Origin of the sequence: Streptomyces wuyuanensis (genome assembly GCF_900103455.1) — a bacterium.
Taxonomy (GTDB): domain Bacteria; phylum Actinomycetota; class Actinomycetes; order Streptomycetales; family Streptomycetaceae; genus Streptomyces; species Streptomyces wuyuanensis.
This window is the reverse complement of the sequence record NZ_FNHI01000001.1, coordinates 1-26,963: the sequence shown is the minus strand read 5'-3', so window position 1 is coordinate 26,963 and position 26,963 is coordinate 1. Positions and strand designations below refer to the sequence as shown.

Below are 26,963 nucleotides of genomic sequence, written 5' to 3'. Positions count from 1 at the left end.
CTTCTGCGCGTCACGAGTGCCCCGCGGCGGGCCCGGGCCACGGGACCGGCGGGAGGGACGCCCCGCGGCTCAGCCCCCGAGGGCCCGTACCCCCGCGGTGACCGCCACGGCGGCGGCGACCACGACCAGGAAGGGTGCCCGCAGGACCAGCGCGATCGCGGCCGCCGCCAGTCCCGCTGCCCGCGCGTCCAGCACCAGTGCGTCGCCCGCGCTGAAGGTCTGCTGGGCGGTGAGCGCGGCCAGCAGGGCGACCGGGAGCAGGGCCGCGAGCCGCTGGACGAGCGGGCGCTCCAGCGCGCCCGCGGGCACCAGCAGACCGGCCAGTTTGACCAGGTAGCAGGCGGAGGCGGTCACTCCGATCGCGATCCAGACGTTCAACGCCCCACTCCCTTCCGCTTGTTGCCTATCGTCCGGCCCTGCCACCAGAGGACGGCGGGCGCCGCGAGTGCCGCGACGAGCACCGGCACCCCGGCGGGGAGCACCGGCAGCAGGCCGAGCCCGAGGACGACGGCGATTCCCGCGACGACCCGCTCGGTCGTCGTGCGCAGCATCGGCGCCAGCAGGGCCAGGAACACCGCGGGTCCGGCCGCGTCCAGCCCCCAGGCGTTCGTGTCGCCGATGGCCTCGGCGCCGAGGGCGCCGAGCAGCGTGGTCAGGTTCCAGAGCACGTAGAGCGTGAGACCGGTGACGGTGAAGCCGACTCGGGCGGCCCGGCGGGTGGGCTGGGCCAGGGCCACCGCGGTGGTCTCGTCGATGACCCAGTGGGCGGCGAAGGGCCGCACGGCGCGGCGCACGGCGAGGAGCTGGGAGAGCCGCAGGCCGTAGAAGGCGTTGCGGGTGCCGAGGAAGAAGGCCCCGGCTGCGGCGGTGAACGGGTTGCCGCCCGCGGCGAGCGCCCCGACCAGGGCGAACTGCGAGGCGCCGGTGAAGACCAGCAGGCTGAGGGCGCAGATCTGCAGGACGTCGAGTCCCGCGCCCGCGGCGGTCACGCCGAAGGCGAAGCCGGACAGGCCGACGGCGACGCCCACGCCGAGGGCGTCCCGCACGACGGCGGAGTCGGACTTCACCGGTACGTCGGCGGTCTCCCGCGGCCCGGGCTCACCGGCCGCGGCGCGTCGATCGCCGTCGATGGGTATTTCTGCTGAGGCTGTCTGTTCTGGCACGTCATGGACGGTACGGGAGCGGACGGCGCTCGGTCTTGTACGTTCTTGCGCACGCCGCACACCACCTCACCCGCACTCCTCCGCGCGGTCTCGTCCCTGCTCCCGTACGGTGCGCACCCCCGTTCGACACCCGCGACCGGAGCCGCGGCGCATCGCGCCGTCCGTCCGCTCGCCCCGGCGGCGGGCGGCGGATCTCAGCGGGGTCGGCCGACGCCTCGGCCGCGCTGGTAGGCGCCGGGGGGCACCCCGACGATCCGTGTGAAGTGCCGGTTCAGGTGCGGCTGATCGGCGAAGCCGACCGCGGCGGCCGCCTCCGCGGGGGCCGCGCCCACGTCCAACATCCGCCGGGCCCGGCGGACGCGGGCGTCGGTGAGCCAGGTGTGCGGTGGCATCCCGTAGCGGTCGCGGAAGGCCCGCAGCAGGGCGAACGGACTGGTGCCCAGCTCGGCGGCGAGGGCCTGGAGCGCAGGCGGGTCCTCCATCCGCTCCTCCAGCACCGCCCGGGCGCGTGCCGCGTCGCGCGCGCCTGCCGTGAGCGGTTCGCGCGCCGGGAGGCTGCGCCCGTAGTTGCGCAGCAGCCGTGCCACCATGATCCGCAGCATGCTGTCGGCGGCCAGTGCGTTGCCCTCCTCGGCCGCGCGGTGGACCTCGCGGATCAGCCGGGCCGCCTGCAGGTCGACCGCATCGGTCTCCGCGAAGCCGGCGGTGCCCCTGATGGTCGTGGTCTCCGCCGCGATCTCGGCCACCACCTGGGACGACGGATAGAGCGTCGAGTACATCCAGCCCTCCGTCACTCCCGCCCGGGCGGTGTGCGGAACCTCCGGATTGATCATCACGACCATGCCGGGGCCGGCGTGCACGACGCCTCCCGGGAGCCCGACGTCCTCGACGCCGCGCGTGATGGTCCCGAAGACGTACCCCTCGTGGCTGTGGCGGGGGAACGTGTGCCGTACGTAGTGGGCCCGGAGCAGATCGATTCCCGGAAGCCGCTCATGCTGCCAGTACCGTGCCCACTCACCCTCGGCCATGTCGACATTCTCGCAGGTCCGGGCGCTTGTCAGTGGGGCGGTGCACGATGGGTGTCATGGCCGGCAGTGCACTCGACACCTTCGCCCCCGCGACCCGCGGCTGGTTCACGGGGGCGTTCAGCGCGCCCACGGCGGCCCAGGAGGGCGCGTGGCGGGCGATCGGCCGCGGCTCGGACGTGCTGGTGGTCGCCCCGACCGGTTCCGGGAAGACCCTCGCCGCGTTCCTGGCCGCTCTCGACGGACTGACGTCCGTCCCGCCGCCGGCGGACGTGAGGAAGCGCTGCCGCGTGCTGTACGTGTCGCCGCTCAAGGCCCTCGCGGTCGACGTCGAACGCAACCTCCGCAGCCCGCTGACCGGCATCCGGCAGGAGGCCGTGCGGCTCGGGCTGCCCGAGCCCGAGGTGCGTGTCGGCATCCGGTCCGGTGACACCCCCGCGGCCGAGCGGCGGACGCTGGCGACGAGACCGCCGGACATCCTGATCACCACTCCCGAGTCGCTGTTCCTGATGCTCACCTCGTCCACCCGAGAGGCGCTGAGCGGCATCGAGACGGTGATCGTGGACGAGGTGCACGCCGTGGCGGGCACCAAGCGCGGCGCGCACCTGGCGCTGTCCCTGGAGCGGCTGGACGAGCTGCTGCCCCGGCCCGCCCGGCGGATCGGTCTCTCGGCGACCGTCCGGCCGGTCGACGAGGTGGCGCGCTATCTGTCGCCGCGGCGCAAGGCGGAGATCGTCCAGCCGCCGTCCGGCAAGGAGTTCGACCTGTCCGTCGTCGTCCCGGTCGAGGACATGGGCGAGCTCGGCGGTTCCCCGGCCTCCGAGCCGGACAGCCCCGGCGAGAAGCCGTCGATCTGGCCGCAGGTGGAGGAGCGGATCGCCGATCTCGTGCAGGCCCACCGCTCGACGATCGTCTTCGCGAACTCCCGCCGTCTCGCGGAGCGGCTGTGCAACCGGCTCAACGAGATCGCCTACGAGCGCACCGTCGGGGAACCGCTTCCCGAGGGCGCCCCGCCGGCCGAGATCATGGCGCAGTCCGGGGCGGCGCGGGGCGCGCCGCCGCTGCTCGCCCGCGCGCACCACGGCTCGGTCTCCAAGGAGCAGCGCGCTCTCGTCGAGGAGGACCTGAAGGCGGGGCGACTCCCCGCCGTCGTCGCCACGTCCAGCCTGGAGCTGGGCATCGACATGGGCGCGGTGGATCTGGTCGTCCAGGTCGAGTCCCCGCCCTCGGTCGCCTCCGGCCTGCAGCGCGTCGGCCGCGCGGGGCACCAGGTGGGCGCGGTCTCCACGGGCGTGGTCTTCCCCAAGTACCGGGGCGATCTGGTCCAGGCCGCCGTCGTCACCGAGCGGATGCGCACGGGTTCGATCGAGTCGCTCCGCATCCCCGCCAACCCGCTGGACGTGCTGGCGCAGCAAGTGGTCGCCATGGTCGCCCTCGACACCTGGCAGTTCGACGACCTGCTGACCGTGGTCCGGCGCGCCGCGCCCTTCGCCTCGCTCCCCGAGTCGGCGTTCACGGCGGTTCTGGACATGCTGGCCGGGCGGTATCCGTCGGACGCATTCGCGGAACTGCGCCCGCGCGTGGTGTGGGACCGGGTCGCCGGGACGGTCACGGGGCGTCCCGGGGCCCAGCGGCTCGCGGTCACCTCCGGCGGCACGATCCCGGACCGCGGGCTGTTCGGCGTCTTCCTGGCCGGTGCGGACCCGAAGAAGGGCGGCGGCCGGGTCGGCGAGCTCGACGAGGAGATGGTGTACGAGTCCCGGGTCGGTGACGTCTTCACGCTGGGCACGACCTCCTGGCGGATCGAGGACATCACCCGCGACCGGGTCCTGGTCTCCCCCGCGCCCGGCGTTCCCGGCAGGCTGCCGTTCTGGAAGGGCGACCAGCTCGGCCGCCCGCTCGAACTGGGCCGCGCGGTGGGCGCCTTCCTCCGCGAGGTCGGATCGCTGCCCGAGGACGACGCCCGGCTGCGGTTGATGACCGCCGGTCTCGACGAATGGGCCGCCGCGAACGTCCTGTCGTACCTCGACGAGCAGCGCCGGGCCTGCGGGCATGTGCCCGACGACCGCACGATCGTCGTCGAGCGGTTCCGTGACGAACTGGGCGACTGGCGGGTCGTGGTGCACTCGCCGTTCGGTGCCCAGGTGCACGCCCCCTGGGCACTGGCACTGGCCGCGCGCCTCTCCGAGCGGTACGGCATGGACGCCCAGGTCATGCACGCGGACGACGGGATCGTCCTGCGGCTGCCCGACGCCGACCTGATGGGCCTCGACCTGCTGGACCAGGACCCGGTGCACCTCGACACCTCCTACGACGGCGAACAGGCCCCGGTCGGCGCCGCCGACACCCTCTTCGACAAGGGCGAGGTCAGTCAGATCGTCACCGACCAGGTGGGCGGATCCGCGCTGTTCGCCTCCCGGTTCCGTGAGTGCGCGGCCCGCGCCCTGCTGCTGCCGCGCCGCAACCCGGGCAAGCGGACGCCCCTGTGGCAGCAGCGTCAGCGCGCGGCCCAGTTGCTCCAGGTGGCCAGTGAGTTCGGCTCGTTCCCGATCGTCCTCGAGGCCGTGCGGGAGTGCCTCCAGGACGTCTTCGACGTCCCCGGGCTCGAGGAGCTGATGGGCGACATCGAGTCCCGCAAGGTCCGGCTGGTCGAGGTCACCACCCCGGAGCCGTCCCCCTTCGCGCGCTCCCTCCTCTTCGGCTATGTGGCCCAGTTCCTCTACGAGGGGGACTCGCCCCTCGCCGAGCGCCGGGCCGCCGCGCTCTCGCTGGACTCCCGCCTGCTCGCCGAGCTGCTGGGCCAGGCGGAACTGCGCGAGCTGCTCGACGCGGACGTCCTGGCCGAGCTGGAACAGGAGCTCCAGTGGCTCACGGACGACCGCAGGATCAAGGACGCCGAGGGAGTCGCGGATCTGCTGCGCGTTCTCGGGCCGCTCACGACCGGGGAACTGATCGAGCGCAGCGCCGACCCCCGGTGGCCAGAGGAGCTCGCCGGAACCCGCCGGGCCATCCGCGTCCGGATCGCCGGCGAGGACCACTGGGCGGCGATCGAGGACGCGGGACGCCTCAGGGACGCGCTGGGGACGGCACTCCCGGTCGGGGTCCCCGAGGCGTTCACCGAGCCGGTGAAGGACCCGCTCGGCGATCTGCTGGCCCGTTTCGCCCGCACGCACGGGCCGTTCACCTCGTCGCAGGCCGCCACGCGGTTCGGGCTGGGCGCGGCCGTCACGGACGGGGCACTGCAGCGGCTCGCCGCGGCGGGGCGGGTCGTCCAGGGCGAGTTCCATCCGTCGGGCATCGGCCAGGAGTGGTGCGACGCCGCAGTGCTGCGCCGACTGCGGCGCCGGTCCCTCGCCGCGCTCCGGGAGGAGCTGGAGCCGGTGCCGCCCGCCGCGCTGGCGACCTTCCTGCCCCATTGGCAGCATCTGGGGAACAACAGCCTGCGCGGCATCGACGGACTGGCCCGTGCCGTCGAGCAGCTCCAGGGCGCTCCCGTGCCCGCCTCCGCGCTGGAGAAGCTCATCCTCCCGTCCCGGGTGACCGGATACTCCCCGGGAATGCTGGACGAGCTGACCACGACGGGCGAGGTGGTGTGGGCCGGAGCGGGCGCGCTCCCGGGCAAGGACGGCTGGGTCTCGCTCTACCTCGCGGACGCCGCCCCGCTGCTGCTGCCGCAGCCCCACCCGCTGGAGCCGACGGCCCTCCACGAGTCGGTGCTCTCCGCCCTCTCGGGAGGCTACGGCCTGTTCTTCCGCCAGATTGCGGACCAGGTGCGGGCGACGACACACCCCGACGTCACGGATCCCCAACTGGCCGACGCGGTGTGGGACCTGGCCTGGTCCGGCCGGCTCACCAACGACACCCTGGCGCCGCTGCGCTCGCTGCTGGGCTCCGGCCGCACGGCGGGTTCCACGGCCCACCGCGCCCGGCGCACGGTGCCGCGCGGGCGGTACGGTTCGCTGACGGCTGCCGCGCGGACCGCGTCCCGCAACGGCCCGCCCACCGTCTCCGGACGCTGGTCCCTGCTTCCCGCGCAGGAGCCCGACCCCACGCACCGGGCCCACGCGCTGGCCCGCACCCTGCTGGACCGCCATGGCGTCGTCACCCGGGGCGCGGTCGCCGCGGAGGGTGTGGAGGGCGGTTTCTCGGCGACGTACCGCATCCTCTCCGCCTTCGAGGACAGCGGGCAGGCCCGGCGCGGCTATGTCGTCGAGGGCCTCGGGGCCGCCCAGTTCGCCATGGACGGCGCGGTGGACCGACTGCGGGCCGCCGCGGGCGCCCGCGAGCGCGCCGACGGGCACGCCGCACCCCGTGCGGTGGTCCTGGCGGCCGCCGACCCGGCAAACGCGTACGGGGCGGCACTGTCCTGGCCCGAGCCGCCCGACGGCGCGAGCCACAAACCCGGCCGCAAGGCGGGCTCACTGGTCGTACTGGTCGACGGGGAGCTCGCGCTCTACATGGAGCGCGGCGGGAAGACCCTGCTGTCCTGGCCCACCGAGCCGGACGACCCCATGCTCCGCGCCGCGGCGCAGGCGCTCTCCGACGCGGGCAGGGCGGGGGCGCTCGGCACGATCACGGTCGAGCGGATCAACGGTTCGGCGGCACTGACCTCGCCGCTCGCCCGCCCGCTTGAGGAGGCGGGATTCCACGCCACTCCCCGGGGCCTGCGCATACGGGCCTGACGCCGGGCCCAGGCTGGTCCCCGCCTCACCGGGACCATCGTCGCGCATCATGGAGGCATGCCCGAAGGAGACACCGTCTGGCTGACCGCCCGGAAGCTGCACACCGCCCTGGCCGGACGGACGCTCACCCTTGCCGACCTCAGGGTTCCCCGGTTCGCCACCGCCGATCTCACCGGCCGGGAGGTACTGGACGTCACCGCCCGCGGCAAGCATCTGCTCACCCGCATCGAAGGCGGGCTGACCCTGCACTCCCACCTCCGGATGGACGGCGCCTGGCGGGTCTTCGCCACCGGCGAGCGCTGGCGGGGCGGCCCGGACCACCAGATCCGCGCCGTCCTCGGCAATGCCGAACGTACGGCCGTGGGCTACCGGCTGCCCGTGCTGGAGCTGCTGCGCACCCGGGACGAGGACGAGGCCGTGGGGCATCTCGGTCCGGATCTGCTGGGCCCGGACTGGAACCCGGAAACCGCCGTGCGCAACCTGCTGGCCGATCCCGGGCGCCCGATCGGCGAGGCCCTGCTGGACCAGCGCAATCTGGCGGGCATCGGCAATGTCTACAAGTCGGAACTGGCCTTCCTCGCCCGGGTCACCCCCTGGCTGCCGATGGGTGACCTGCCCCCGGGCACTCCCGAGCGCCTCGTCGCCACCGCCCGGCGTCTGCTGGAGAGCAACAAGGACACCTTCGACCGGCGCACCACGCCCAACGCCGGCAGCCGTGGCGGCGACGGCCGCCGGAGCCCGCTGTGTCCCGGCGAGCAGCTCCTCTTCGTGTACGGGCGCCGGGGCCGCCCCTGTCTGCGCTGCGGCACGGCGATCCGCAAGGCGGGCCAGGACGACCGGGTTTCCTACTGGTGCCCGGGCTGCCAGTCGGGGCCCACGGTCTGACGCCCCGCCACCAGTGCGGACCACGGCCCACCACCGCCGCCCGCCCGGAACAGGGCCAGGACACGGAACAGCCGGGCATGGCACGGACCCCCGAGCGCCCGCCCCCATGTTCGTCCACCCCTGCCCGCCCATCACGTAGTTGACGCATCGTCAGAAACCGCCGTACGGTCCCGGCATGCCCGTCACCGCGTACGACCTCACCGGCCGCACCGCGTTCGTCACCGGCGCGGCGAGCGGCATAGGCCGCGCGACGGCCCTACTGCTCGCCGACGCGGGAGCCACCGTGCACTGCGCGGACCTGGCCGAGAAGGGGCTCACCGAGACCCGGACGGCGATCGAGAACGCGGGCGGCACGGCGCACACGCATCTCGTCGACGTGAGCGACCGCGCCGCGGTCCACACGGCGATGGCGGCGGCCGTCTCGGCGTCGGGCCCCCCGCATGTCCTGGCCGCCGTCGCCGGCATCATGCACTCCAGCCCTGTCCTGGAGACCAGGGACGAGGACCTCGACCGGGTGATGGCCGTCAATTTCAAGGGAGTTCTGTACGCCTGCCAGGCCGCCGCCCGCTCGATGATCGACGCCGGCGTGCCGGGGTCGATCATCACCATGGCGTCCGGCGCCGTCGACACCGCGAATCCGGGCCTGCTCTGCTACGGCGCCGCCAAGGCCGCCGTCGTCCAGCTCACCAGGACCCTCGCAGCGGAACTCGGCCGGCATGCGATCCGCGTCAACGCCGTCGCGCCGGGCTGGGTGCGCACTCCCATGACGGACCGCCACGACGTTCAGTCCCAGCGGCAGGCGGAGGCGGCCATGGCCAGGATCTCCCCGCTCGGCCGGGTCGGTGAGCCCGCGGACATCGCCCACGCGGTACTGCACCTCGCCTCCGACGCGTCGTCGTTCACGACGGGCCAGATCCTCCGGCCGAACGGGGGCGTCGCGATGCCGTGGTAGCCGTGGTCGTTCCCCCGGCCCTACCGGCGTCCCCGGACCGCGACGCAACGTGCACCGGCAACAGACTGAGCCCCCACCCGCCTGCCGCCACTGCCCCCTCGACGAGCCCCGCCTGCTCCGGCACCAGCGCCAGCCGCAGCACGGCCCACCACCACATAGCGCCCAGTGCGAGCGCCGACAGCAGGACCCATCGCCTCACCATGGCCGCCTCCTCCGGTCGACGCTAGACCGGACCGATCACGCGGCGGGAGGGCGCACCGGTTGCACACCCGGCGCGCCCGCAGCGTATGTGCCAGGCGCCCCAGGGGGGCGTGCCCCGGGCTGTGCGCCCGCGCACCCGTCCCGTCGCGATCGGCCGTGCGGCCGAGGAAGCGGCCCCGGAGGAGGCTCCGGATATGCCCACGGCTAGACGCTTTCCGCCTGGAACATCCACGCGTGCTTCTCGAGGTCGGCCGTGAGGGAGATGAGGATGTCCTGGCTCACGGGATCCGGCTCGTCCGTGGCCTGGATGCGCTCACGCATGCGCTCGATCACCGCGGACAGCGCCTTCACCATGGTGTTGACCACGTCGGTGTCCTGGATCCAGCCGTCCGGCACCTTCCCGATGGCGCTCGCCGAGGCGACGGTGGAGGCGCGGCCGTCGGGTGCGACCCCGATGGCGGAGGCCCGTTCCGCCACGACGTCGGAGTGCTGCCGCGCCGTGGTGACGACCTCGTCCAGCTGGAGGTGCACGGAGCGGAAGCGGGGCCCGACCACGTTCCAGTGGACCTGCTTGGCCACCAGCCCCAGATCGATCAGATCGACCAGCGCGCCCTGAAGGGCCTCACCGGTGATCTTGCGTGCGTCCTCGGGCAGCGAGCTCTTCACCGCAGACATGTCGACCTCCGTTCAGTGACACCGCTCTCCACCATGGCATAAATGGCGCAAAACGGTTATTCGGGGGAAAAGAGAAGCCCCGGTCGGGTACCCACCCGACCGGGGCTCACACGTGGAAATCAGGCGGCGACGACGTCCACAGCTTCCGCCGGTGCCTTGATCGTCACCCGTTCCGTCGGCACGCCCGCGACCGACGTCACGGACACGGAATTGAGCGGCCGCACCGGCGCAGGCACCGGCTCGCTCGCCGCTGCCGACTCGGCCAGCTCGGCGAGCGACAGCTCGTCGCTCACTTCCCGCATGAGCTCGGACATCCGTACGTCAAGCGCGTCGCAGATCGCGGAGAGCAGCTCGGAGGAAGCCTCCTTCTGCCCCCGCTCCACCTCGGAGAGATAGCCGAGAGAGACTCGGGCGGACGAGGAGACTTCGCGCAGAGTACGGCCCTGGCGCTGGCGCTGCCGACGCAGCACGTCACCCAGCAGGCGACGGAGCAGGATCATCGGTGGCTCCCTCCTCGGACCGCGTAGCCGCATCCTTCACGCCCCACCGTACCGCCTCGCGCTGCGGCCGTGCGGGGAGCGATGTCGTGTTCACTCAGGGCTGCAAACATCAATTCCCCCCGTTCTGTTCCGTATCCTGTGCCCGCCCATTGACCGAGAGTTCGCCGGCGAGCAGTTCCAGCACGTTCCGGACACTCTCTCTACGGATTTCCGAGCGGTCGCCGTTCAATCTCAGCCGGGCCACTTTCCGGGTGCCGTCCGGGCCCGCGACCGCGACGAAGACCGTGCCCACGGGCTGTCCGTCCTGGGGTTCGGGCCCTGCGACACCGGTGGTCGCGATGCCCCAGCCGGCCCCCGTCCGGGCCCGGACGCCCGCGGCCATCTGGGCCGCGACCTCCGGGTGCACCGCGCCGTGCTCGGCCAGGAGGGACCCGTCGACCCCGAGGAGGTCTCGCTTGAGAGCGGTCGCGTAAGCCGTCACGGACCCCAGGAAGCTCTTCGAGGCGCCCGGAACGGAGGTCAGCTCCGCGGCCACGAGACCGCCCGTGAGGGACTCCGCCACGGCCAGGCTCTCGCCGCGCTCCGCGAGGAGGCGGAGCACCGCGGCGGCACTGCTCATCGCGCGGACTCCGCGCGGTCACGGGCCGCGGACCGCTCGGCCGCGAGGCCCTTGCGCCGCAGCATCACCGCCTGGCGCACGTAGTCGAGCCCGGTGACCACGGTCAGGACGACCGCCACGGCCATCACCCACCAGCGCAGGGTGGCAAGCGGGCCGGTGAGCACGAGCACGTACATGCCGACGGCGGTGCCCTGCGCCAGGGTCTTCAGCTTGCCGCCGCGGCTCGCGGGGATCACTCCGTGCCGGATCACCCAGAAGCGCATCAGGGTGATCCCCAGCTCGCGGAAGAGGATCACTCCCGTCACCCACCAGGGCAGATCCCCGAGGGCCGACAGACAGATCAGCCCCGCGGCCATGATCGCCTTGTCGGCGATCGGGTCCGCGATCTTCCCGAAGTCCGTGACCAGGTCGTACGTACGCGCCAGATGACCGTCGAACACGTCGGTGATCATGGCGACGGCGAACGCCGCCCAGGCCCACGCGCGCCAGACCGGATCGTGCCCGCCGTCCATGAGCATCAGCACCACGAACCCGGGCACGAGCAGCAGCCGCACCATGGTGAGGATATTGGCGATGTTCCACAGGCTGGCCTGGTTGACGGCCGCAGCGCCCAGCTTCCCGCCGGGCGCCGGCCTTCCGGTCCCACCCGCTGCGGATGCCGGCGCTCCGGTCATCTGCCCGCCTCCTCACGACACTCCGAAACCACGTCGGCCATGAGGTCGACGCCTTCGGTACCGACGACCTTCGCTTCGACCATACGTCCGGGTGCCAGGCCGACGGCACTCGTGAAGACCACCTGTCCGTCGGTCTCGGGCGCCTGGTGCGCGGCGCGGCCCACGGCGCCGTCCTCGTCGTCGACGGACTCGACGAGGACGTGCAGGGTCTCGCCGACGCGCTCCTCGGCCCGCTGGGCGGTGAGCTCCTCGGCGAGCCGGGAGAGATGCGCCAGGCGCGCGTCGACGACGTCCTGGTCGAGCTTGCGCTCGTAGCCGGCGGCCTCGGTGCCCTCCTCGTCGGAGTAGCCGAAGACTCCGATGGCGTCCAGCCGCGCCTCGGTGAGGAAGCGCTCCAGCTCGGCGAAGTCCTCCTCGCCCTCGCCCGGGAACCCGACGATGAAGTTGGACCGCACACCGGCCTCCGGGGCCTTGCCTCGGATGGTCTCCAGCAGCTCCAGGAACCGCTCGGTGTCGCCGAACCGCCGCATGGCGCGCAGCACGCCCGGGGCGCTGTGCTGGAAGGAGAGGTCGAAGTAGGGCGCGACCTTCTCGGTGGACGTCAGGACGTCGATCAGTCCGGGGCGCATCTCGGCGGGCTGCAGGTAGCTGACCCGCACCCGCTCGATGCCGTCGACGGCCGCGAGCTCGGGCAGCAGCGTCTCCAGCAGCCGGATGTCGCCGAGGTCCTTGCCGTACGAGGTGTTGTTCTCGGAGACCAGCATGATCTCCTTCACGCCCTGTTCGGCGAGCCAGCGGGTCTCTCCCAGGACGTCGCTCGGCCGCCGGGAGACGAAGGAACCGCGGAAGGACGGGATGGCGCAGAACGAGCAGCGCCGGTCGCAGCCGGAGGCGAGCTTCACCGAGGCGACCGGGCTGGTGTCGAGCCTGCGGCGGAGGGGGGCGCGCGGCCCCGAGGCGGGCGCCAGGCCCTCGGGGAGGTCGGCCGGCACGTCCTCCGGGGCCGGGGCCTGCGCGTGCCCGGGGAGGGCCACGTCGGCGCCCTGGCGGTCGGCCGGGCTGATCGGCAGCAGCTTCCGGCGGTCGCGCGGCGTGTGGGAGGCGTGGATGCCGCCGCTCAGGATGGTCTGGAGGCGGTCGGAGATGTCGGCGTAGTCGTCGAAGCCCAGGACTCCGTCGGCCTCGGGAAGGGCCTCGGCGAGTTCCTTGCCGTACCGCTCGGCCATGCAGCCGACCGCGACGACGGCCTGGGTCTTCCCGTGGTCCTTGAGGTCGTTGGCCTCGAGCAGGGCGTCGACGGAGTCCTTCTTGGCGGCCTCGACGAATCCACAGGTGTTGACGACAGCGACATCCGCGTCGGCGGCTTCCTCGACGAGCTCCCAGCCGTCCGCTGCCAGGCGGCCTGCGAGCTCCTCCGAGTCCACCTCGTTACGGGCGCAGCCAAGAGTGACAAGGGCGACGGTACGGCGTTCGGGCATGGGCTCAAGACTACTTCGTCCCGGCCCACGCCCGATCCGCGAGGGTTGCCGCCCGCTGTACGGGCGGTGGATGATCGATTTCCGGCCGCTTCCCGGTCGGTCCGGCTCAGCCGGCCTCGGGGTCGCCCTTGGCGTAGGACAGCCGTTCCACCTGACCGTTCTCGAACTTGTCCTCGATCTTCTTGCCGTTCACGAACAGCTCGATCGCGCCGGCGTTGCCGAGGATGAGGTCCAGCCGCTCGTCGTCCTGGAAGGTCTTGGACTCGCCCGCGAGGAGCAGTCCGTCGAAGAGCAGCTTGCCGTTGGCGGACTTGGCGGAGATCCAGCTCTTGTCGTCGACCGCCGTCAGCTTGACCGTCACCTTGTCCTGGGGGACGGCGGCGATGGCGCTCTCGGAGGCGTCGGGCTTGGGCTCCACAGGCTTCGCCGGGGGCGGCTTGGGGCTGGTCTTCTCGGGCGTCGAGCCCTCGGCGACCTGCTTGGTGCCGTCGGCGCCGTCGGATCCGTTGAAAAGGGTGAAGCCGACGAAACCGATGACGGCGACGATCGCCGCGACCATCGCGGCGGTCCAGTTGGGGCGCCTGCGCTCGGGGCGGATGCGTTCCGCCTCGAAGAGCGGGGCCGCCGGCGTGGGCGAGGGACGTCCGCCGTGCTCGGCGTCGTACCGCGCGACGAGAGGGTCCGGATCCAGCCCCACGACGCGCGCGAGTGTCCTGATGTGCCCGCGCGCATAGACATCGCCGCCGCAGCGCGAGAAGTCGTCCTGCTCGATCGCCTGCACGATGGGGACGCGCACACGGGTGGAAGTACTGACCTCGTCGACGGTCAGACCTGCGTCGGTGCGCGCCTGCTGGAGCGCGCGACCGATCGAGGGCCCGTCGTCTTCGAGAGAAGGACGGTCGTCTTCGGGGGAGTTGCCGATGGACACGGGGGCGCCTTTCGAGCGTGTAGCCACCTGCTGGAGGTTCAGTCTATGGGTGGTACGAAAGGGTGGGGCAACCGGGCGGATGCAGTTTGTACGCCATCGGAATGGCCGGACGGCGGGAGGACGGAGCACGTCCCGCCCTCCATCCAACTTGACGTACGACGAAGGGAAACGGTTGCCTCGCCCTCCCTTACGAATCAGACTCCCCACGGATCACCGCGAGCACTCCATCCAGCTCATCGGGTTTCACCAGAACGTCTCGCGCCTTGGACCCCTCACTGGGGCCCACGATGTTCCTGGACTCCATGAGGTCCATGAGGCGGCCGGCCTTGGCGAAGCCCACCCGGAGCTTGCGCTGGAGCATGGACGTCGACCCGAACTGGGTCGTGACCACCAGCTCCGCGGCCTGGCAGAGCAGGTCGAGGTCGTCGCCGATGTCCTCGTCGATCTCCTTCTTCTGCTTCGTGCCGACGACCACGTCGTCCCGGAAGACGGGGGCCATCTGCTCCTTGCAGTGCCGGACGACGCCGGCGACCTCCTCCTCCGTCACGAAGGCGCCCTGCATACGGGTCGGCTTGCCCGCCCCCATGGGCAGGAAGAGTCCGTCGCCCTTGCCGATCAGCTTCTCCGCGCCCGGCTGGTCCAGAATGACGCGGCTGTCGGCGAGGGAGGATGTGGCGAAGGCGAGCCGGGAGGGCACATTGGCCTTGATCAGGCCCGTGACGACGTCGACCGAGGGCCGCTGGGTGGCCAGGACCAGATGGATGCCGGCGGCGCGGGCCAGCTGGGTGATACGGACGATCGCGTCCTCGACGTCGCGCGGGGCGACCATCATCAGGTCCGCGAGCTCGTCGACGATCACCAGCAGGTACGGATAGGGCTGGAGCTCGCGCTCGCTGCCCTCGGGCGCCTTGACCCGGCCGTTGCGCACGGCGCGGTTGAAGTCGTCGATGTGCCGGAAACCGAACGCGGCGAGGTCGTCGTAGCGCAGGTCCATCTCGCGCACGACCCACTGCAGGGCCTCGGCGGCCCGCTTGGGGTTGGTGATGATCGGCGTGATCAGGTGCGGGATGCCCTCGTAGGCCGTGAGCTCGACCCGCTTGGGGTCGACGAGGACCATCCGGACGTCCTCCGGGGTGGCTCGCATCATCACGGAGGTGATGAGGCAGTTGATGCAGGAGGACTTTCCGGAGCCGGTGGCGCCGGCGACCAGGATGTGCGGCATCTTCGCCAGGTTGGCCATGACGTAGCCGCCCTCGACGTCCTTGCCGAGCGCGACCAGCATGGGGTGGTCGTCCTCGGCAGCGTCCGCCAGTCGCAGCACGTCGCCGAGCTTGACCATCTCCCGGTCGGTGTTCGGGATCTCGATGCCGACGGCGGACTTGCCGGGGATCGGCGAGATGATCCGGACGTCGGGGCTCGCCACGGCGTAGGCGATGTTCTTGGTCAGCGCCGTGATCCGCTCGACCTTCACGGCGGGGCCGAGCTCGACCTCGTAGCGGGTGACGGTCGGACCCCGCGTGAAGCCGGTGACGGAGGCGTCGACCTTGAACTCCGTGAAGACGTTCGTGAGCGAGGCGACGATCGCGTCGTTGGCGGCGCTGCGGCTCTTGCCGGGTCCGCCGCGCTCCAGCAGGTCCAGGGAGGGCAGACCGTACGTGATGTCCCCGGAGAGCTGCAGCTGCTCGGCGCGGGGCGGCAGGGGCTGCGACTCGTCGGGGGCGGGCTTGGTCAGGTCGGGCACGGAGCCCGACGGGGCCGGCCGCTCCTCCGCGGCGGGCGGGTCGGCCACGGGCTGCTCCGTCCGCGCGCTCGGCAGCGGTCCGGCGGCACGCTCCCGGTCGGCGGTGAGGTCACGGGTCAGACCGGCGACGACGGGTGACGGCGGCATGCCGTTGAGGACGGCCCCGTCCAGGGCGGCAGCGGCGGCCGCGGCGACGTCGACGGCGTCCATGGGCCGGCCGGGGTCCGGCTGTGCGGCGGGCCCGCGGCGACGGCGGCGGGACAGCGCCTCCTCCTCCGCCTTGTCGGCGTCGTACACCTCGCTGTCGCGGCGCGCGGGGGTGCGGGGGCGCGCGGGCCGCGACTCGCGCCACTCGACGTACTCTCCCGGCTCCCCGGTGTCGTCCTCACCGGGCTCGTACGGTGCCTCCAGGATCCCCAGCCGGACCCCGAGCCCGCGCATCCGCTGCGGGATGGCGTTGACCGGCGTGGCGGTGACGACGAGCAGACCGAAGACCGTGAGCAGCACCAGCAGCGGTACGGCGAGGACCTCGGTCATCATGAAGATCAGTGGCTTGGAGGCGGCCCAGCCGATCAGACCGCCCGCGTCCTGCATCGCCTCGGCCCCGTCCTCGCGCCCCGGTGACCCGCAGGCGATGTGGACCTGGCCGAGCACTCCGATCACCAGTGCGGTCAGCCCGATGACGATCCGGCCGTTGGCGTCGGGCCGCTCGGGATAGAGGATCAGCCGCACGGCGACCGCGACGAGCAGTATCGGCACGAGCAGGTCGAGGCGGCCGAAAGCGCCGGTGACGAGCATCTCGACGAGATCGCCCACCGGGCCGCGCAGATTGGACCAGGTGCCCGCGGCGACGATCAGCGAGAGGGCGAGCAGCAGGAGCGCGAGCCCGTCCTTGCGGTGCACCGGATCGAGCCCCTTGGCACCCCGTCCTATGCCGCGGAGCACCGCGCCGAGGGCGTGGGCGACGCCGAGCCATACGGCACGGATCAGCCACAGCACGCCCCCCGTGGGATTGGGCGCGGGCTTCTTCGCGGCGGCCTTGCGGGCAGGCGCCTTCTTCGCGGGGGCGCGCTTGCCGGCCGCGGGCTTCTTCGCTGCGGCCTTCTTGGCGGGCGCCGCCTTCTTCGCGGCACCGGTCGTACGGCCGGCGCGCGGCTTCGCGGTGCCCGCCGTGCCTTGGGAACCCTTGCCGGACGTACGTGAGGCCATGGTGGTGAGGTTACCGGTGCGACAGGCGGGGGACACGCGTGCCCACCGGTTCACCCGTTCGTGTCGCCCTTGCCGCGCCCGGAAACTGACGCCCGCTCAGCGGGCACATCACCCGCGCGGACCTCAGCTCTGGGACGGAAGTGTGGGTGAACCGGCGCCCGCACCGGGCTCCAGGGCGTCCAGCGCCCTGCGCAGTCCGGTGAGTTTGCGCTCGAGATGGGCAGCGGTGGCGACGGCCGCGGCGTCGGCGGACTCGTCGTCGAGCTGCTTGGAGAGCGCCTCGGCCTGCTCCTCAACTGCCGCGAGCCGGGCGGACAGTTCGGCGAGGAGGCCGGCCGGCTCCTTGGCCTCGCCGCTGCCGTGGCCGCCGCCCTCCAGCTGGAGCCGCAGCAGGGCCGCTTGCTCGCGCAGCTGGCAGTTCTTCATGTAGAGCTCGACGAAGACGGAGACCTTCGCCCGGAGCACCCAGGGGTCGAACGGCTTGGAGATGTAGTCCACCGCGCCCGCGGCGTACCCGCGGAAGGTGTGGTGCGGGCCGTGGTTGATCGCGGTCAGGAAGATGATCGGGATGTCTCTGGTCCGTTCGCGGCGCTTGATGTGCGCAGCGGTCTCGAATCCGTCCATTCCTGGCATCTGGACGTCCAGCAGAATGACCGCGAAGTCGTCCGTCAGAAGCGCTTTGAGCGCTTCCTCCCCTGACGATGCCCGTACCAGCGTCTGATCGAGCGCAGAGAGGATGGCCTCCAGCGCCAGCAGATTCTCCGGCCGGTCATCGACCAGGAGGATCTTGGCCTTCTGCACCATGCCTCGCCCTCCTCGCCCCGGCTTGGGGTCTCCCCAGCTCGATGAGCCGGGGGAAACACCGGGCGCCGCCCCGAGGGACGACTCCCTTGCGCCGCCCGTCCTTGTGCCGGTCATGGTAGCCGCACCCCGCCCGTCGCCACACCCTGTCACCGCGATGTCACTGTGCACATAGCAGAAACGCGGTGGGAGACGAGAAGGTTCCCCGGATCCCGCCTCCTCACACGCCTTCGTGCACAGTCAGTCAGCAATTCATGAAAATCCGTACGGTCCGCAATCAGACTGTGATGTGCCAGCGGGCAACCATCGTCACTTTCCGCGCATCCACTGCTCCATCACGGAGAGAAGGTGATCGGGGTCGACCGGCTTGGTGACGTAGTCGGACGCGCCCGACTCGATCGCCTTCTCCCGGTCGCCCTTCATCGCCTTCGCCGTGAGCGCGATGATCGGCAGCCCGGCGAACTGCGGCATCCTGCGGATCGCCGTCGTCGTGGCATAGCCGTCCATCTCGGGCATCATGATGTCCATCAGCACGACCGTCACATCGTCGTGCTGCTCCAGGACTTCGATCCCCTCCCGCCCGTTCTCCGCGTACAGCACGGACAGGCCGTGCTGCTCCAGCACGCTGGTGAGCGCGAAGACGTTGCGGATGTCGTCGTCGACGATCAGCACCTTCTCGCTGTGGAACTCGTAGGTCCGGCGCGGCTCCGCTCCCGAATCCTGCGGGGACTGCCCCGTCCAGGACTCCTGCGCGGAGCCCGACGCGGCCGTGGGCTGCCCGGGCAGGGCGTGCCGCAGGTCCGTGGCGCCCAGCGCCTTGCGACGGCGCCGGAAGAGCGTCCCGGGGCCGTTGTTCGTCCCCCCGGCCGCGGACGGCTCCTGCGCGCCCTGCGGGAGCTCGGCCGCGGGAGCCTCGTCCGTCGCCGGCGCCGGCGTCTCGGAGCCCGGTACGAGCTGCGGGTACCCCTGCGGCGGCAACTCGCTGGCGTGCAGGGGCAGGTACAGCGTGAACGTCGAGCCGCGGCCCGGCTCGCTCGCCGCGTGGATCTCACCTCCGAGCAGGCGTGCGATCTCCCGGCTGATCGACAGCCCCAGGCCCGTACCGCCGTACTTGCGGCTGGTCGTGCCGTCGGCCTGCTTGAACGCCTCGAAGATCACCCGCATCTTGCTGGCCGCGATCCCGATGCCGGTGTCGGTGACCGAGAAGGCGATCAGGTCGCCGTCGGCGTCGCGCAGCGAACCCGCCTCCAGCAGCTGCTCGCGGATCGACTCGGGGACGTCGGCGTTCGCCGGCCGGATCACCAGCTCCACGGCGCCGGTGTCGGTGAACTTCACCGCGTTCGACAGCAGATTGCGCAGCACCTGCAGCAGCCGCTGCTCGTCCGTGTGGAGCGTCGCGGGCAGCTCCGGCGAGACCCGGACCGAGAAGTCGAGCCCCTTCTCCGCGGTGAGCGGCCGGAACGTCGCTTCCACGTAGTCGACGAGCTGCACCAGCGCGATACGGGTCGGGCTGACGTCCATCTTGCCCGCCTCGACCTTCGACAGATCGAGGATGTCGTTGATGAGCTGGAGCAGATCCGATCCGGCCCCGTGGATCGTCTCGGCGAACTCCACCTGCTTCGGCGTCAGGTTGGTGTCCGCGTTGTCCGCCAGCAGCTTGGCGAGGATCAGCAGCGAGTTCAGCGGAGTCCGCAGTTCGTGCGACATGTTCGCCAGGAACTCGGACTTGTAGCGCATGGAGACCGCGAGCTGCTCGGCCCGCTCCTCCAGCACCTGCCGGGCCTCCTCGATCTCGGTGTTCTTCACTTCGATGTCGCGGTTCTGCTGGGCCAGCAGCTCGGCCTTGTCCTCCAGCTCCGCGTTGGAGGACTGCAGGGCCTTCTGCCGGTTCTCCAGCTCCTCCGAGCGCTCCCGCAACTGCTCGGTCAGCTCCTGCGACTGCTTGAGCAGCACCTCGGTCTTGGTGTTGACGCTGATGGTGTTGACGCTGGTGGCGATCATCTCGGCGATCTGGTTCAGGAAGTCGCGCTGGATCTGGGTGAAAGGCTGGAACGACGCCAGCTCGATCACCCCGAGCACCTTCCCCTCGAACAGCACCGGCAGCACGATCACATGCGCCGGCGATGCCTCGCCGAGCCCCGACGAGATCTTCAGGTACCCCGGCGGGACGTTGACCTGGATCGTTCGCTTCTCCTCGGCCGCCGTGCCGATCAGGGTCTCCCCCGGCCGGAACGACGTGGGCATCAGCCCTGCCGAGTAGCCGTAACTGGCCCGCATCACCAGCTCGTACGAGCCCTCGCCGCCCGAGCCGAGCTCGTCCCCGCTCCCGGTCTGCATGGCCAGGAAGAAGGCTCCGTGCTGTGCCGAGACCACCGGCGTCAGCTCGCTCATGATCAGCGAGGCGACGTCGTCCAGATCACGCCGGCCCTGCATCAGACCGGAGATGCGGGCCAGGTTGCCCTTCAGCCAGTCCTGCTCCTCGTTGGCGAGGGTGGTGTCGCGCAGGTTGGCGATCATCGTGTTGATGTTGTCCTGCAGGACCTGGATCTCGCCGGCCGCGTCCACGTCGATCTTCAGGTTGAGGTCGCCGCGGGTCACCGCGGTGGCGACGGCGGCGATCGCGCGCACCTGCCGGGTCAGGTTCCCGGCCATCTCGTTCACGGACTCCGTCAGGTCCCGCCAGGTGCCGTCCACGTCCCGGACCCGCGCCTGGCCGCCGAGCATGCCGTCCGTACCCACCTCGCGGGCCACACGCGTGACCTCCTCGGCGAACGACGACAGCTGGTCGACCATCGTGTTGATGGTGTCCTTGAGGTCCTGGATCTCACCGCGGGCGTCGATGTCGATCTTCTTGGTGAGATCGCCCTTGGCGATGGCGGTGGTGACCGTCGCGATCTGGCGCACCTGACCGGTCAGGTTGGACGCCATCGAGTTCACGGACTCGGTGAGGTCCTTCCAGGTGCCGGCGACCCCCGGCACCCCGGCCTGACCGCCCAGGATGCCCTCCGTACCCACCTCGCGGGCCACACGCGTGACCTCCGCCGCGAACGACGACAGGGTCGTCACCATCGTGTTCACGGTGTCGGCCAGCTCCGCGACCTCGCCCCGCGCCTCGACCGTGACCTTCTTCGTCAGATCGCCGTTCGCGACCGCGGAGGACACCCGGGAGATGTTCCGCACCTGGCTGGTCAGGTTGTTGGCCATCAGGTTGACGTTGTCGCTGAGGTCCTTCCAGATGCCGGTGACGCCGCGCACCCGGGCCTGGCCGCCGAGGATGCCCTCCGTACCCACCTCACGGGCCACCCGGGTGACCTCGTCGGCGAAGTTGGAGAGCTGGTCCACCATCGTGTTGACGGTCGTGACCAGCTCCAGGATCTCGCCCTTGGCGTCGACCGTGATCTTCTTCGACAGATCGCCCTTGGCGACCGCCGTCGTCACCTCGGCGATGTTCCGCACCTGGCTGGTCAGGTTGTTCGCCATGAAGTTGACGGACTGCGTCAGGTCCTTCCAGGTACCGGAGACGCCCTGCACCTCGGCCTGGCCGCCCAGGATGCCCTCCGTGCCCACCTCGCGGGCGACCCGGGTCACCTGCTCCGCGAAGCTCGAGAGCTGGTCCACCATCGTGTTGAGGGTGTTCTTCAGCTCCAGGATCTCGCCGCGCGCGTCGACGTCGATCTTCTGCGACAGATCACCGCGCGCCACAGCCGTGGCGACCTGGGCGATGTTGCGCACCTGGGCCGTGAGGTTTCCGGCCATGCCGTTCACGGAGTCCGTCAGATCGCGCCACACCCCGGCCACGCCGGGCACCTGCGCCTGACCGCCGAGCCGGCCGTCCGTGCCCACCTCACGGGCCACCCGGGTCACCTGCTCGGCGAAAGCCGACAGCTGGTCGACCATCGTGTTGATGGTGTTCTTCAGCTCGAGGATCTCGCCGCGCGCGTCGACGTCGATCTTCTGCGACAGATCACCGCGCGCCACGGCGGTGGTCACCTGGGCGATCTGGCGCACCTGGGACGTGAGATTGCCGGCCATGAAGTTGACGGAGTCCGTGAGTTCCTTCCAGGTACCGGACACTCCGTCGACCCGCGCCTGGCCGCCCAGCCGGCCCTCCGTGCCCACGTCCCGGGCCATGCGCGTCACCTGGTCGGCGAACGAGGAGAGCTGCGCCACCATCGTGTTGACGGTGTTCTTCAGCTCCAGCATCTCGCCCGCGACATCGACCGTGACCTTCTGCGACAGATCGCCGTTCGCGACCGCCGTCGTCACCTGCGCGATGTCCCGCACCTGGCCGGTGAGGTTGCGGAACGCCGTGTTCACCGAGTCCGTCAGGTCCTTCCAGGTACCCGCCGCGCCCGGGACCTCGGCCTGACCGCCCAGCCGGCCCTCGACGCCGACTTCACGAGCCACCCGGGTCACTTCGGAACCGAACGACTGGAGCTGGTCCACCATCGTGTTGACGGTGTTCTTCAACTCCAGCATCTCGCCCGCGACATCGACCGTGACCTTCTGCGACAGATCGCCGTTCGCGACCGCCGTCGTCACCTGCGCGATGTCCCGCACCTGGGTCGTAAGGTTGCGGAAGACGGTGTTGACCGAGTCCGTCAGGTCCTTCCAGGTACCCGCCGCGCCGGGCACCTGCGCCTGGCCGCCGAGCAGGCCCTCGGCACCGACCTCGCTCGCGACGCGGGTCACTTCGTCCGCGAATGTCCGAAGCGTCTCGGTCATCTGATTGATGGTCTCGGCCAGCTGGGCGACCTCGCCCCGCGCGCTCACCGTGACCTTCTGCGACAGATCGCCGTTCGCGACGGCGGTGGTGACCTCGGCGATGCCCCGCACCTGCGAGGTGAGATTTCCCGCCATCGTGTTGACGGAGTCGGTGAGGTCCTTCCACACGCCGGCGACTCCCGGCACCGCCGCCTGGCCGCCGAGCTCGCCCTCAGTGCCCACCTCACGGGCGACCCGGGTCACCTCGGAGGAGAACGACGACAGCTGGTCCACCATCGTGTTGACGGTGTTCTTCAGCTGCAGCATCTCACCGGCCACGTGCACGGTGACCTTGCGCGACAGATCACCCTTGGCGACCGCCGTCGTCACGAGGGCGATGTCACGCACCTGAGCCGTCAGCCGGTACGCCATCGTGTTCACGGAATCCGTGAGGTCTTTCCATGAACCGGACATACCGCGCACCTGGGCCTGGCCGCCGAGCTTGCCCTCGGTGCCGACCTCCAGTGCGACCCTCGTCACCTCGTCGGTGAACGCGGACAGCTGGTCCACGAGGTTGTTCACCGTGCGGGCGACCTTCAGGAACTCGCCGCGCAGCGGCCGCACCGCACCGTCCGAGCCGTCCGAGGCGTGCGACCGGAGCTCCATGCGCTGCTCCAGATCGCCGTCGGCGACCGCGGACAGCACCCGGCCCACCTCGGACACCGGGCGCGCGAGATCGTCCACCAGCTCGTTGGACGCCTCGATCGCGGCAGCCCAGGAGCCCTCGCAGGCGCCGGGGTCCAGCCGTTCCGTGAGTTTCCCCTCACGGCCGACGACACGCCGGACGCGCGCGAGCTCTCCGGTCAGATGCAGATTCCGGTCCGCGACCTCGTTGAAGACGGCCGCGATCTCGGCCATGACGCCGTCGCCCGAGACGGTCAGCCGCTTGCGGAAGTTCCCGTCCCGCATGGCCGACAGGGCCGCGAGAAGCCGGTTCAGAGCCGCGGTGTCCACCGCGGTCGTTCCCCCGCGTGACTGATTCCTCCGGGACTGTCCGCCTTGTGCGCGCGTGCCGGCACCACGCGCCGTTGCACCAGACTCCACCGTGTCCCTCCCGCGGGGGTTGACCATGTAGCTCGGGCTGTCTCAGGAAGCTTTCCCAGTGTTTCACCGCAGCCGAACCAGGCCATAACAGTTCGGCAGCTTCGCATAGCGTCCCCACCCCTGGAGGGCGGAAACGGCGGTGACCGGCATCCGCTCGGACAGCGAAGGTAAGTAACCTGGCATCCGGCTGTCCAACCGCCCCGGTCGCCCGGCGGGGGGCGGCATGGCGCAAGGACTACCAGACCGGGCACCGGGAGGGGCGGACATCGACCATGGCCGAGCCGGGCGTCGAGACGCGTACGAGGAGTTCCGAGATCACCGCACGGGCGGCTGCCAGCTTCGAACCGGTCGGGCGGTCGGTGGCCACGGCGCGCGCGTTCGTCCGCGACACCCTCCAGGGCTGGGGGCATTCCGACGTCGTCGACGACGCCGTCGTCCTCACCAGTGAGCTGGTCACCAATGCGGTGATCCATGCCGGCACCGCCGCCGAGGTGCTGTGCCTGCGCACCGACGACGGTGTGCGGGTCGAGGTCGCCGACCGCTATCCGGAACGCGAGATCCCCATCCAGGGCGGCAGCAGGGCCGTCGCCCACCCCGACCGGGAGAACGGACGCGGACTGCTGCTCTGCGCCGCCCTCGCCACCCGCTGGGGCGTCGAGTACACACCGACCCGCAAGCACGTCTGGTTCCAACTCGATCTGCCGCAGCGCGCAGTGGGCACCCGTTCGGCCGGTCCCGTACTCCCCGTCGACCTCCTTCCCGTCGCAGACGAACGCGTCCGCGTCGCCGTCGTCCAGATCGACCGCAGCGGCGCCATCGGCTCCTGGAACGACGACGCCGAGCACCTCTTCGGGTACGCGGCGGACCAGGTGCTCGGCAAACCCCTCGGCGACCTCGCCGCCTGGCCGCACACGCCCGGCACCGGCACCGGTCTCGCCGAGGCCCTCCGGCTCTCCCGCTGGGAAGGCAGCTACGGCATCCGCGGCACGGACGGCCGGGTCGTCCCCGTCTACGCCTCGCATCTCCGCGTACGCGACACCCAGGGCGAGCCGTCCACGGTCTGCCTCCTGGTGCGCGACTACGAGCGGGCGGTGATCCAGACGCCGATGCGCGCGCCGGCGGCGGACGGTGCCGGCCACGACAACCGCAACGCCGATCCCTTCGAGGTCTTCATCGGCTCCCCGGCGCCGGACGACCTCGACGGCCTCCTCCAGCGCACGGTCGAACGCGCCCGCGACATGCTCGACGGCGATGCCGCTTTCCTGCTGCTGGCCACCGACGACGAGACGGAACTCGAGGTACGGGCCACCACCGGACTCCCCTCCGCGCGCCAGCGCTTCGCCCGGGTGCCCGTCGAGGCGGGCACCGGCCGCTACGGCTCGGCCCGTATGCCGGCCGTCCACGAGGACCTCACCGCTGTCCCCGGGGCCGTCCCCCTCCTCAGCGGCACCGGAATGCGCTCCGTGGTCACGGTCCCGCTCAAGGTCGAGGGCAGACTCACCGGTTCCCTGGGCGTCGCAGCCGAGGCCTCGGGCCGCTACTCCAACGAGGAGGCGCTGCGGCTGCAGTTCGCGGCCGACCGCATCGCCCTCGCCGTCGAATCCGCGCGCCTGGGCGAGTTGGAGCGTCTGCGCCGGGGTTCCCTCAGCTTCCTCGTCGAGGCCTCGGACCTGCTGGCCGGCACGCTCGACCGCGACCAGACCCTGGCGCTCATGGCCCAGATGACGGTGCCGACGCTCGCCACCTGGTGTGCCGTCTACACGATTTCCGACCAGTCCTCCGAGCCGTACCTCTCGTACGTCCTCCACGAGGACGAGGAACGCATCGACGGCCTCAAGGCCCTGCTCGCCAAGATCGACCCGCCGGACCCGGTCCCGACGCCCGGCGCCCGTGTGTGGACGGCCCCGGCCGACGCCGCGCACCAGGCCGCACTGCGCACCTCCATGCGTGAACTCGGCCTCGGCGCCGCCCATGTGTCATCCGGCATCGGCACCACCCTGGCCACGGCATCGGCGGTCGGCGGCGAGACCGTGGTCCTGCCCCTCGTCGCCAGGAACCGCGTCATCGGCATGCTGACGCTCGGCAAGCCCTCCGACGACCACTTCCGCCAGGAGATCCTGGAACTCGCCGAGGACCTGTCCCGCCGGGCCGCCCTCGCCCTGGACAACGCCAGGCTCTACTCCGAGCGCACGGCGATCAGCCAGTCCCTCCAACGCAGCCTGCTGCCGCCGGGCCTGCCCCAGGTGCCGGGCGTGGAGGTGGAGGTCATCTACCGGGCCGCCGGGGAGGGCAACGAGGTCGGCGGCGACTTCTACGACCTCTTCCCCATCCGCGACGGGGCGTACGGCTTCGCCATCGGCGACGTCTGCGGTACCGGCCCTGAGGCGGCCGCGGTCACCGGCCTCGCCCGGCACGCCCTGCGCCTGCTCGCACGGGAGGGCTTCGGCGGTCCGGCGGTGCTGGAGCGCCTCAACGCGGCGATCCTCGACGAGGGTTCCCGCAGCCGCTTCCTCACCCTGCTGTACGGCGAGCTCTGGCCCCAGGAGGACGGCTCGGCGCTCCTGAAGGTCGTCTGTGCCGGGCATCCGCTGCCGCTGCGGCTGCGCCAGGACGGCTCCGTGGAGCCCGCGGCGGAACCTCAGCCGCTGCTGGGCGTGATGGAGGACCTGGAGCTGTACGAGCAGACCGTCACCCTCGACCCGGGCGACGTCCTTCTCTGTGTCACCGACGGTGTCACAGAGCGCCGTGAGGGCACGCGCATGCTCGGTGACGACGGTCTCACCGACGTTCTGACGACGTGTACGGGGCTGACGGCCGGTGCGGTCGCGGCTCGCGTCCTGCGCGCGGTGGAGCGCTTCGCGGCCGAGCCCGCCTCGGACGACATGGCGATCCTCGCGATGCGCGTCCCGGAGCCGCACGGGAGCTGACGGAAACGCGGACATGAAGAAGGCCCCCGCCGTGAGGCGGGGGCCTTCTTCCGTTCTGAGCCCCCAAACGGAATCGAACCGTTGACCTTCTCCTTACCATGGAGACGCTCTGCCGACTGAGCTATAGGGGCCTGTTGTCTTTTCGCGGTCTCCCGCTCGGCAACGGAGTGAAGCATACCCCGAACTGGTGTGTGCTCCTAATCCGCCGAGGGATGGCTTTCTGAGCTGGCATCAGCGGCGGGCGGCCGCTTCACGATTGCCGGCGCGGAGCGATCCGGACCGGACGGGGAAACGGTGGGCAACGCAAAAAGGCCCCAACCCCCGAGTGAAACCCGGGGGTTGAGGCTCAAAAAACTGTTCGGCGGTGTCCTACTCTCCCACAGGGTCCCCCCTGCAGTACCATCGGCGCTGAAAGGCTTAGCTTCCGGGTTCGGAATGTAACCGGGCGTTTCCCTAACGCTATGACCACCGAAACACTATGAAGATGTCGAACCAGCCGACCAACACGTGGTCTCGGCATGTTCGTTACTTCAGAACTAACACAGTGGACGCGAGCAACTGAGGACAAGCCCTCGGCCTATTAGTACCGGTCAACTCCACCAGTCACCTGGCTTCCATATCCGGCCTATCAACCCAGTCGTCTACTGGGAGCCTTACCCCATCAAGTGGGTGGGAGTCCTCATCTCGAAGCAGGC

The 26,963-nt window shown here is 71.1% G+C and carries 17 protein-coding genes, 1 tRNA gene and 2 rRNA genes; 4 read left to right on the top strand and 16 right to left on the bottom strand.

All coding sequences use genetic code 11. The features are described 5' to 3' along the window. Positions 1–69: 69 nt before the first annotated feature. The 3 genes from BLT82_RS00100 to BLT82_RS00090 form a co-directional block, all read right to left on the bottom strand. Positions 70–378 (bottom strand): AzlD domain-containing protein, encoded by a 309-nt coding sequence (locus BLT82_RS00100; RefSeq protein ID WP_093651680.1) that lies wholly within the window; start codon positions 376–378, stop codon positions 70–72. Further along, positions 375–1,163 carry an AzlC family ABC transporter permease gene (locus BLT82_RS00095; RefSeq protein ID WP_404202364.1) on the bottom strand — a complete coding sequence of 263 codons (789 nt, stop codon included), beginning with the start codon at positions 1,161–1,163 and terminating at the stop codon, positions 375–377. Before BLT82_RS00095 ends, BLT82_RS00100 begins: the two co-directional genes overlap by 4 nt. A gap of 194 nt (positions 1,164–1,357) precedes the next feature. After that, on the bottom strand, positions 1,358–2,191 hold the full coding sequence (locus BLT82_RS00090) for an AraC family transcriptional regulator (RefSeq protein ID WP_093651678.1): 834 nt from the start codon (positions 2,189–2,191) through the stop codon (positions 1,358–1,360). Positions 2,192–2,247: 56 nt separating this feature from the next. Between BLT82_RS00090 and BLT82_RS00085 the strand changes: the two genes are divergently transcribed. The 3 genes from BLT82_RS00085 to BLT82_RS00075 all read left to right on the top strand — a co-directional run bounded on the left by BLT82_RS00085 (position 2,248) and on the right by BLT82_RS00075 (position 8,707). After that, positions 2,248–6,870, top strand: a complete 4,623-nt coding sequence (locus tag BLT82_RS00085; protein WP_093651677.1) for an ATP-dependent helicase — start codon at positions 2,248–2,250, stop codon at positions 6,868–6,870. A gap of 57 nt (positions 6,871–6,927) precedes the next feature. After that, entirely contained in the window at positions 6,928–7,755 is an 828-nt protein-coding gene (locus tag BLT82_RS00080; protein WP_093651676.1) for an Fpg/Nei family DNA glycosylase, read from the top strand. Positions 7,756–7,930: 175 nt separating this feature from the next. After that, on the top strand, positions 7,931–8,707 hold the full coding sequence (locus BLT82_RS00075; RefSeq protein ID WP_093651675.1) for an SDR family NAD(P)-dependent oxidoreductase: 777 nt from the start codon (positions 7,931–7,933) through the stop codon (positions 8,705–8,707). On the opposite strand, the gene BLT82_RS37665 is transcribed toward BLT82_RS00075, so the two are convergent. The 10 genes from BLT82_RS37665 to BLT82_RS00025 all read right to left on the bottom strand — a co-directional run bounded on the left by BLT82_RS37665 (position 8,655) and on the right by BLT82_RS00025 (position 23,341). Continuing rightward, a complete protein-coding gene (locus BLT82_RS37665; protein ID WP_093651674.1) occupies positions 8,655–8,909 on the bottom strand; it encodes a hypothetical protein in 255 nt (84 codons plus the stop codon). The genes BLT82_RS00075 and BLT82_RS37665 overlap by 53 nt on opposite strands. A gap of 203 nt (positions 8,910–9,112) precedes the next feature. Then, a complete protein-coding gene (locus BLT82_RS00065; RefSeq protein WP_167745923.1) occupies positions 9,113–9,583 on the bottom strand; it encodes a Dps family protein in 471 nt (156 codons plus the stop codon). Between the two features lie 119 nt (positions 9,584–9,702). Continuing rightward, positions 9,703–10,083 carry a helix-turn-helix domain-containing protein gene (locus tag BLT82_RS00060; protein WP_093651673.1) on the bottom strand — a complete coding sequence of 127 codons (381 nt, stop codon included), beginning with the start codon at positions 10,081–10,083 and terminating at the stop codon, positions 9,703–9,705. Positions 10,084–10,192: 109 nt separating this feature from the next. Further along, entirely contained in the window at positions 10,193–10,702 is a 510-nt protein-coding gene (locus BLT82_RS00055; protein WP_093651672.1) for a CinA family protein, read from the bottom strand. Continuing rightward, a complete protein-coding gene (gene pgsA / locus BLT82_RS00050) occupies positions 10,699–11,376 on the bottom strand; it encodes a CDP-diacylglycerol--glycerol-3-phosphate 3-phosphatidyltransferase (RefSeq protein WP_093651671.1) in 678 nt (225 codons plus the stop codon). The genes BLT82_RS00055 and pgsA overlap by 4 nt, the downstream gene beginning before the upstream one ends. Continuing rightward, positions 11,373–12,854, bottom strand: coding sequence for a 30S ribosomal protein S12 methylthiotransferase RimO (rimO, locus tag BLT82_RS00045; RefSeq protein ID WP_093651670.1), 1,482 nt, complete (start codon positions 12,852–12,854; stop codon positions 11,373–11,375). Before rimO ends, pgsA begins: the two co-directional genes overlap by 4 nt. A 106-nt stretch (positions 12,855–12,960) precedes the next feature. Next, a complete protein-coding gene (locus BLT82_RS00040) occupies positions 12,961–13,782 on the bottom strand; it encodes a helix-turn-helix domain-containing protein (RefSeq protein ID WP_093651669.1) in 822 nt (273 codons plus the stop codon). A 187-nt stretch (positions 13,783–13,969) separates the two neighbouring features. Continuing rightward, complete coding sequence (locus tag BLT82_RS00035; RefSeq protein ID WP_208867617.1) at positions 13,970–16,732, bottom strand: DNA translocase FtsK; 2,763 nt, start codon at positions 16,730–16,732, stop codon at positions 13,970–13,972. A gap of 123 nt (positions 16,733–16,855) precedes the next feature. After that, positions 16,856–17,536 carry a response regulator gene (locus BLT82_RS00030; RefSeq protein ID WP_093651667.1) on the bottom strand — a complete coding sequence of 227 codons (681 nt, stop codon included), beginning with the start codon at positions 17,534–17,536 and terminating at the stop codon, positions 16,856–16,858. Positions 17,537–17,842: 306 nt separating this feature from the next. Then, on the bottom strand, positions 17,843–23,341 hold the full coding sequence (locus tag BLT82_RS00025) for a HAMP domain-containing protein (protein WP_208867616.1): 5,499 nt from the start codon (positions 23,339–23,341) through the stop codon (positions 17,843–17,845). 272 nt (positions 23,342–23,613) lie between these two features. Between BLT82_RS00025 and BLT82_RS00020 the strand changes: the two genes are divergently transcribed. Further along, on the top strand, positions 23,614–26,268 hold the full coding sequence (locus tag BLT82_RS00020; protein ID WP_093651665.1) for a SpoIIE family protein phosphatase: 2,655 nt from the start codon (positions 23,614–23,616) through the stop codon (positions 26,266–26,268). Positions 26,269–26,326: 58 nt separating this feature from the next. On the opposite strand, the gene BLT82_RS00015 is transcribed toward BLT82_RS00020, so the two are convergent. The 3 genes from BLT82_RS00015 to BLT82_RS00005 form a co-directional block, all read right to left on the bottom strand. Further along, positions 26,327–26,399, bottom strand: a tRNA-Thr gene (locus tag BLT82_RS00015). A gap of 225 nt (positions 26,400–26,624) precedes the next feature. Then, positions 26,625–26,741 (bottom strand): 5S ribosomal RNA (rrf, locus tag BLT82_RS00010). A gap of 87 nt (positions 26,742–26,828) precedes the next feature. Further along, positions 26,829–26,963 (bottom strand): 23S ribosomal RNA (locus BLT82_RS00005); the annotation flags it as partial.